The sequence below is a fragment of the Oceanibaculum pacificum genome, from assembly GCF_001618175.1.
In the GTDB taxonomy this organism is placed as follows: Bacteria; Pseudomonadota; Alphaproteobacteria; order Oceanibaculales; family Oceanibaculaceae; genus Oceanibaculum; species Oceanibaculum pacificum.
Genome location: NZ_LPXN01000052.1, coordinates 1 through 7,320, shown reverse-complemented (window position 1 = coordinate 7,320; position 7,320 = coordinate 1). Strand labels below are relative to the sequence as shown.

Here is a 7,320-nt window from a genome sequence, read left to right as displayed (position 1 = left end):
CTCTCCCCTTCCGGGGCGAGGGGATTTCCAATTGCGTCCTCGCCGCCTTTTACTCTGCTACCGCCTGGGCGGGCTTCTTGCCGCCATAGGCGTGGGTCAGGATGTGGACATAGGCGGTGTAGAGATGCTCCAGCCGGTCGAAGGAGCCGGCATCGGAGGTGATCGAGCCGGCGCTGTCGATGACGGCGACGATCTGCACAGCGATGTCGTTCGTCGGCGCATCGGGGCTGAGCTCGCCGGTCGATTGCGCGTGCAGCACGGCGGCGGTCACGCATTCGGTGGTCTTCAGCGAGAAGTCGCGCAGCACGTCCTTGGAGGATTTCGACAGCAATTCCGCCTCCAGCCGCATGCGCGAGATCAGGCTCCAGGGCCGGCCGCTCTTGCCGCGCGGGTTGAAGCGGGCATAGCGCAGGCGGTTGAATTCCATCATCCGCATCGTCTTGTCGATGAAGCTGGTCTGCTGGTCGGTCCAGATATCGACGATCTGCCGGGTCGTGCCGTCGACATATTCGTGGATGACTTCCTCGATCAGCTTCTTCTTGGTGCCAAAATGGTAGTGGATATTCGCCCGCGTGGTGCCAAGTCGGTCGGCGATATCCTTGAAGCGCAGCCCGCGATAGCCATGCGTGATCAGCAGCTCTGTGGCGATTTCCTTGATTCGGTCCCGCATCCCACGTCTCTTTGTTCTATATTGACTATGGTTGTAGCAGAAAACGGTGTGCCCGGTTACCGCGAATGCGGGGCGAGACGCGATACGTCGATATGTCGCGCCGCCCCCAGCCATGCGGGCTATTGCATCATTTTCTCATGAAACCTACTTACTTGTGAGTCAGTATTCTGCGATACTGCAATCCTGTTCAAGGCCGCATCAGCGGCCGCGCCGACCGAGGGAGGAAGCAAAGATGCGCAAGTTCAAGAATTTCCAGCCGAAAGGCGTCATCCCGGCAACCCTGCTGGCGCTGAACGAGGATTTCTCGATCAACGAGAAGGAATCGCGCCGCCACAACGCCCATGTCGCCGCGACGCCGGGCCTGGCCGCCGTGACGGTGAACGGCCATGCCTCCGAGGTGCATGCCTGCACCTTCGAGGAGCAGAAGCGTATCCTGGAATTCTGCATCGACGAGATGGGCGACAAGATTCCGCTGATCAACGGCGTCTATGCCGATGGCAGCCACGAGGCCGCGCGCATTGCCAAGATGGCGGACGCGGCCGGCGCGTCCTGCCTGCTGGTGTTCCCGCCGCAGAGCATGTCGATGGGCGGCCAGTTGCGTCCGGAAATGGCGATCCGCCATTTCAAGATGATCGCCGACGCCACCGACCTGCCGATCATCCTGTTCCAGTACCCGATGGGCACCGGCCTCGGCTATCCGTTCGAGACGCTGCTGCGGCTGTTCGAGGAAGTGCCGTCGATCAAGGCGATCAAGGATTGGTCGAACGACGCGATGCTGCATGAAAAGCACATCCGCACCTTCCAGAGCCTGCCGCGCCCGATCACCGTGCTGACCACGCACAGCTCCTGGCTGATGGCCTCGCTGACCATGGGGGCCGGCGGCCTGCTGTCCGGCGCGGGCAGCGTCATCCCCGATCTGCAGGTGGCGCTGTTCGAGGCGGTGCAGGCCAAGGATCTGGCCAAGGCGCAGGCGATCAACGACCGCATCTATCCGCTGGCGCAGGCTTTCTATTCGCCGCCCTTCCTGGACATGCACAACCGCATGAAGGAATGCCTGGTGATGCTGGACCGGGTGGAGAAATGCGTCGTGCGCCCGCCGCTGATGAAGCTGTCGGATGCCGAGCTCAAGCGCCTGCGCGAGGCGTTGAGCGCCGCCGGCATCGGCCGCGACGGGGCCATGCCGCTCGCCGCCGAGTAAGCCGGATTTTCCATGGCCGATCTGTTCACGCCGGGCCGCATTGGCCCGGCGACGATCCCCAATCGGATCGTCATGCCCTCCATGACAACGCGCGCGGCCGATGCCGAGGGCTTCGTCACCGAGGATTCGACAGCCTATTACCTAGCCCGCGCGCGCGGCGGCGTCGGGCTGATCACGGTCGAGATGGCGGCGCCGGAGAAGGTCGGCCGGCACCGCTTCAACGAGCTTGGGCTGTATGACGACCGGTTCCTGCCCGGCCTGACGGCGCTGGTGGCGGCGATCCATGCCGAGGGGTCGGCGGCCTGCATCCAGCTCGGCCATGGCGGCGGCCATACCCGCGCGGATATTTGCGGCGAGACGCCCATCGCCCCCTCCGCCGTGCCGCATCCGGTCTTCGAGATGACGATGGAAACCATCGTGCCGGAGGCGATGACCGGGGCGCGCATCGAACAGACCATCCAGGCCTATGTCGAAGCCGCCGACCGGGCGAAGCGCGCCGGCTTCGACGTGGTCGAGGTGCATGCGGCGCATGGCTATCTGATCTCGCAATTCCTCACCCCGGCGGAGAATATCCGCACCGACGAGTATGGCGGCAGCCTGGAGAACCGGGCCCGCTTCGGGCTGGATATCACCCGGCGCATCAAGGCGGCGGTGCCCGGCATAGGCGTCATCTTCCGCCTGACGGTGGAGGATTATTTCCCCGAGGGCATGCCCTTCGCCGACGGTTTCAAGGTCGCGGTCTGGGCGGCCGAGGCCGGAGCGGATGCGATCCATGTTTCGGCCGGGCATTACCGCTCTCAGCCCTCGGCGGCGCGAATGATCCCGCCGATGTGGATGGGCGAGGGGCCGTTCCTGGAGTTCGCCCGAAAGATCAAGCGCGCGGTGGCGGTGCCGGTCATCGCCGTCGGCAATCTGGGCGATCCGGCGCTGGCGAAGCAGGCGGTCGACTCCGGCGATGTCGATTTCATCGCGCTCGGCCGCAGCGTGCTGGCCGATCCCGACTGGGTGCGCAAGGTGCGGGCAGGCAAGCCGGTGCGGCGCTGCCTGGCCTGCAACACCTGCGTCGACGGCATGCGCGGCGGCAGCCGGCTGCAATGCCTGGTCAACCCGATCACCGGACGCGAGCGGCTGTTCGCCGGTGCGACCCCGCCGCGGGGCGAGAAGATCGCCGTCATCGGCGCCGGCCCGGCCGGCCTGTCCTACGCCTCGCTGGTGGCGGAGGGGAATGCGGTCACCCTGTTCGAGCGCGCGCCGCGCGGCGGCGGCAGCTTCCGCCTGGCCGGCCTCGCGCCGAAATTCCAGGAGGTGGAGACCCGGCAGGGCAGCTTCCTCGCCTATATCGCGGCACTGGAGCAGGATTGCAGGGAGAAGGGCGTCAGCTTCGCCTATGGCCGCGACCCGGCCACCGATCCGGCGCTGCTGGACGGGTTCGACCGCATCGTGGTGGCGACCGGGGCGCGCTATCGCTTCGGCCTGGGCGCTATCGTGCCGGCGCTGCTGAAGCTGGGTGTCGGCAAATGGCCGGGCGTGGCGGGCCTGATGAGCCGGCCGGACGTTCGCGACTGGTTTTATCACCGCGCCCGCAATGCCACCGGCGCGCGCTATCGCCGGCTGGCGAAGGCCGGCCAGCGCGTCGAGGTGATCGGCGATGCAAGACAGGCCGGCAAATCCAAGCCGGCGATCGAAAGCGCCTTCGCGGCGGCGCTGCTGGGCGACGCCGCGAGGCTGGAACAAAGCAAATAACAAGAGGGAAGGGTGGAAAATGCTCGATCTGCTGCAAGGAATCAAAGTCGTCAGCTTCAACCATTTTCTGCTCGGCCCGGTGGGCATGCAGGCGCTGGCCGACATGGGGGCGGACGTCATCATGGTCGAGCCGCTGGAAGGCGCGTTCCAGCGCCAGTTCGGCGGCGGCGTCGGCGTGTTCGTCGACGGCCAGGCCTCGCTGTTCCTGACCGGCAACCGCAATAAGCGCTCCATCGCGCTCGACCTGAAATCCGCCAAGGGCAAGGCGGCCGCGCGCAAGCTGGCCGAGAGCGCCGATGTGGTGTGCGAGAATTTCCGCCCCGGCGTCATGGAGAAGCTGGGGCTGGGCTATGAGGCGCTGAAGCAGGTCAATCCGGGGCTGATCTTCGCCTCGGCCTCCGGCTACGGCCCGGACGGCCCCTATGCCGAGAAGCCGGGCCAGGATCTGCTGATCCAGGCGATGAGCGGCCTGTCGACCATCACCGGCGAGTCGGTCACCGGCCCGCGCGCCGTCGGCGTGTCGGTCGCCGACCATCATGGCGCCGCTTTGCTGGCGATGGGCGTGCTGGGCGCGCTGCTGCGCCGCACGCGCACCGGCAAGGGCTGCCGGGTCGATGTGAATCTGCTGTCGGCGGCCATCGATTTGCAGATGGAATCCTTCATCAATTTCCTGAACGCCGACCGCAAGCACGAGGTCGCGCCGCCGCACCGCATCGGCGGCTGGTACTACGCCGCCCCCTACGGCATCTATCCGGTGAAGGACGGGCACATCGCCATCTCGCTGGGCAGCCTCCAGGGGCTGGGCGAGGCGATGGGCAGCGCCGAGATTTCCGCCATCCCCGACGCGGAAGCCTTCGAGCGCCGCGAGGAGGTGGTGGAGCATCTGAACCGGCTGCTGCCGACCCGCAGCTATGCCGATTGGGCCGCCCTGCTGGAGCCGAAGAAAATCTGGTTCACCCGCGTGAACGGCTATGAGGACGTCGCCGCCGATCCGCAGGTGAAGCATAACGGCACCTTCGTCACGGTGGAGGGCGCCACCGGCGCGCCGGTCACCCTGGTCAACCATCCCGTGCGCTATGACGGGCAAGCCGCTGAGGTGAAACTGCCGCCGCAGAAATTAGGCGCGCATACAGCCGAAATCCTCTCCGAACTCGGTTATTCTAATGAAGACATCGCTGAGATGTCCGCCGAACGGGCAGCATTGCTCGGGTGAGTATAAAAATGAGACAGGAGAGGAAATGTCGCTTGGACAGGAGGCGGCGGCGCCGCTGAAGACGCCGAAGCTGCGCGTGCCGAAGGGCGCGTGCGATTGCCACATCCATTTCTACGGCTCGCCGGAGCGCTATCCCGTGGCCCCGACCAGCCCGGGCGCGCCGCCGCTGGCCGGCGTCTCGGCCTATCGCACGCTGATGCGGCGCTGGGGCACGGAGCGGGTGGTGGTCGTGCAGCCCAGCGCCTACGCGTTCGACAATCGCTGCACGATGGACGCGATGGCCGAACTGGCGGCCGAGCTTGGCCCCGACGCGGCGCGCGGCGTCGTGGTGGTAGGCGATTCGGTCACCGACGCGGAGCTGGAGGCCTACACCAAGGCCGGCGTGCGCGGGTTGCGCTATTTCATGCTGGCCGGCGGCGTGCTGCCCTGGGAGACCCTGCCGCGCATGGCCGCGCGGGTGCATGAATTCGGCTGGCACATCCAGCTGCAATTCGACGGCGCCGAGATGCGCGACCATGTGGAGACCATCAAGGCGCTGCCCGGCACCGTGGTGATCGACCATAACGGCAAGTATCTCGATCCCGTCTCGCCCAGCGATGCCCGCTTCAAGGCGTTTCTCGACCTGCTGGAAACCGGGCGGGTCTGGAACAAGCTGTCCGGCCCCTACGAGACATCGAAGCAATCCTTCCCCTATGGCGATGTCGGCGCGATGGCCCGCGCGCTGGTGCGCGCCGCGCCGGAACGGATGGTCTGGGCCAGCAACTGGCCGCATCCGAACCCCTTCGCCCGGCAGAAGAACCCGGACGATATCGAGCTGCTCGACGTGCTGCTGGAATGGGTCGAGGATGACGGCGTGCGCGACCGCATCCTGGTCGATAATCCGGCCGAGCTGTACGGATTTCCCAGATCATGAGCCTGGCGGGCGGGCCGTACGAACATGTCATGGCGGGCGGCCATTGCCTGCGGATGCAGCGCATACCGGGACCGGCCGACCGGCCTGTCCTGGTGTTCCTGCATGAAGGGCTGGGCAGCATTCCGCAATGGCGCGGCTTCCCGGCCGATCTGTGCCGGGCGGCCCGCCTGCCGGGGCTGGTTTATGAGCGCTGGGGCTATGGCGGCTCCGACGCGGTGACGCTGCCGCGGCCCGACGATTTCCTGCGCATCGAGGCCGAACAGGCGCTGCCGACGCTGCTGCGGGCCTGCGGCGTCGACCGGCCGATCCTGTTGGGCCATAGCGACGGCGGCACCATCGCGCTGTATTACGCAGCGCTGTTTCCCACCCAGCCGACCGCCTGCATCACCATGGCCGCGCATGTGATGATGGAGCCGGACACCCAGTCCGGCCTCGCCGCCGTCATGGGGCGCTGGCGCGAGGATCCGGAATTCTCGGCCCGGCTGGCCCGCCATCATGGCGACCGGACGGAGGCGATGTTCCGGGGCTGGGCCGAGACCTGGATGCGCCCGGCGCTGCGCGACTGGTCGATGGTCGATCTGCTGCCCCGCATCGCCTGTCCGCTGCTGGCGATCCAGGGCGCGCGCGACGATCACGGCAGTTGGGCGCAGGTGGAGGCGATTGTCGCCGCCGCCTCCGGCCCGGCAGCCGCCTACGCGGTGCCGGATTGCGGCCACAGCCCGCATCTGGAGATGCGCGCACCGGTCATCGAGCGGATACGGGAATTTCTGTCGACACTGTCTCAATAAAAACAAAGGGGAAGAAATCATGCGGCGCATTCTCGTCACGGGATCGGGCAGCGGCATCGGCGCGGCCACCGCCCGCCGGCTGGCCGGGCCGGACACGGCCATCGTCATCCACGCCCACACCAACCGCGCCGGCTGCGAGCGCGTCGCCGCCGAATTGCAGGCCAAGGGCGGAAAGACCCATATCGTGCTGGCCGATATATCGAAGCCGGAAGAGGCCGACCGTCTGATCGACGAGACGCTGGCGGCGCTGGGCGGGTTGGACGTGCTGGTCGCCAATGCTGGCTTCCCGGAGCTGAAGCGCTTCGGCGAACTTGAACGGGCCGATCTCGACCGCTGCTACGGCGTCATCCTGGGGGGGCTGTTCCAGATGGCCAACCGGGCGCTGCCGGCGCTAAAGGAATCGCAGGATGGGCGGGTGATCGCGATCAGCACGCTGAACGCCCATGTGTTCCGCCCGAACTACCCGATCTGCCCGGCCTCGGCGGCGGCCAAGGCCGGCTCCGAGGCGCTGATCCGCGCCCTGGCGGTGGAGCTGGCGCCCTACAAGGTCACCGCCAACTGCGTTGCCCCCGGCCTGATCCGCAAGGATGCCGATACCGAGCAATTCTACGATCCCGAGGAGATGAAGCCGCTGATCGCCCACATTCCGCTCGCCCGCCAGGGCGAACCGGCCGAGGTGGCGGCGATGATCGGCTTCCTGTGCAGCCCCGACGCCAGCTACGTCACCGGCCAGGTCATCCACGTCAATGGCGGGATCATCTGAGAAGAACCCCTCGCCCCGGCAGGGGAGAGGGA

General features: G+C 66.8%; 7 protein-coding genes. 6 read left to right on the top strand and 1 reads right to left on the bottom strand.

Annotated elements, in window-relative coordinates; genetic code table 11:
- Positions 1–49 precede the first annotated feature (49 nt).
- Complete coding sequence (locus tag AUP43_RS04235) at positions 50–670, bottom strand: TetR/AcrR family transcriptional regulator (protein ID WP_067553089.1); 621 nt, start codon at positions 668–670, stop codon at positions 50–52.
- Positions 671–902: 232 nt separating this feature from the next.
- Here AUP43_RS04235 and AUP43_RS04230 point away from each other — a divergent pair, with 232 nt between their 5' ends.
- The 6 genes from AUP43_RS04230 to AUP43_RS04205 are packed head-to-tail and all read left to right on the top strand — an operon-like array spanning position 903 to position 7,288.
- On the top strand, positions 903–1,868 hold the full coding sequence (locus AUP43_RS04230; RefSeq protein ID WP_067553087.1) for a dihydrodipicolinate synthase family protein: 966 nt from the start codon (positions 903–905) through the stop codon (positions 1,866–1,868).
- Between the two features lie 12 nt (positions 1,869–1,880).
- Positions 1,881–3,611, top strand: a complete 1,731-nt coding sequence (locus tag AUP43_RS04225; RefSeq protein ID WP_067553085.1) for an NADH:flavin oxidoreductase — start codon at positions 1,881–1,883, stop codon at positions 3,609–3,611.
- A 19-nt stretch (positions 3,612–3,630) separates the two neighbouring features.
- Positions 3,631–4,824 (top strand): CaiB/BaiF CoA transferase family protein, encoded by a 1,194-nt coding sequence (locus AUP43_RS04220; protein ID WP_067553083.1) that lies wholly within the window; start codon positions 3,631–3,633, stop codon positions 4,822–4,824.
- Positions 4,825–4,849: 25 nt separating this feature from the next.
- A complete protein-coding gene (locus AUP43_RS04215; protein ID WP_084462556.1) occupies positions 4,850–5,737 on the top strand; it encodes an amidohydrolase family protein in 888 nt (295 codons plus the stop codon).
- Positions 5,734–6,525 carry an alpha/beta fold hydrolase gene (locus AUP43_RS04210; RefSeq protein WP_067553081.1) on the top strand — a complete coding sequence of 264 codons (792 nt, stop codon included), beginning with the start codon at positions 5,734–5,736 and terminating at the stop codon, positions 6,523–6,525. The genes AUP43_RS04215 and AUP43_RS04210 overlap by 4 nt, the downstream gene beginning before the upstream one ends.
- A gap of 19 nt (positions 6,526–6,544) precedes the next feature.
- A complete protein-coding gene (locus AUP43_RS04205; RefSeq protein WP_067553080.1) occupies positions 6,545–7,288 on the top strand; it encodes an SDR family NAD(P)-dependent oxidoreductase in 744 nt (247 codons plus the stop codon).
- The last annotated feature ends 32 nt before the right edge of the window (positions 7,289–7,320 follow it).

Bases quoted from the DNA above. Each gene is read 5' to 3' on its own strand.
- AUP43_RS04235 (WP_067553089.1), bottom strand. From the start codon at position 670: ATGCGGGACCGAATCAAGGAAATCGCCACAGAGCTGCTGATCACGCAT.
- AUP43_RS04230 (WP_067553087.1), top strand. From the start codon at position 903: ATGCGCAAGTTCAAGAATTTCCAGCCGAAAGGCGTCATCCCGGCAACC.
- AUP43_RS04225 (WP_067553085.1), top strand. From the start codon at position 1,881: ATGGCCGATCTGTTCACGCCGGGCCGCATTGGCCCGGCGACGATCCCC.
- AUP43_RS04220 (WP_067553083.1), top strand. From the start codon at position 3,631: ATGCTCGATCTGCTGCAAGGAATCAAAGTCGTCAGCTTCAACCATTTT.
- AUP43_RS04215 (WP_084462556.1), top strand. From the start codon at position 4,850: ATGTCGCTTGGACAGGAGGCGGCGGCGCCGCTGAAGACGCCGAAGCTG.
- AUP43_RS04210 (WP_067553081.1), top strand. From the start codon at position 5,734: ATGAGCCTGGCGGGCGGGCCGTACGAACATGTCATGGCGGGCGGCCAT.
- AUP43_RS04205 (WP_067553080.1), top strand. From the start codon at position 6,545: ATGCGGCGCATTCTCGTCACGGGATCGGGCAGCGGCATCGGCGCGGCC.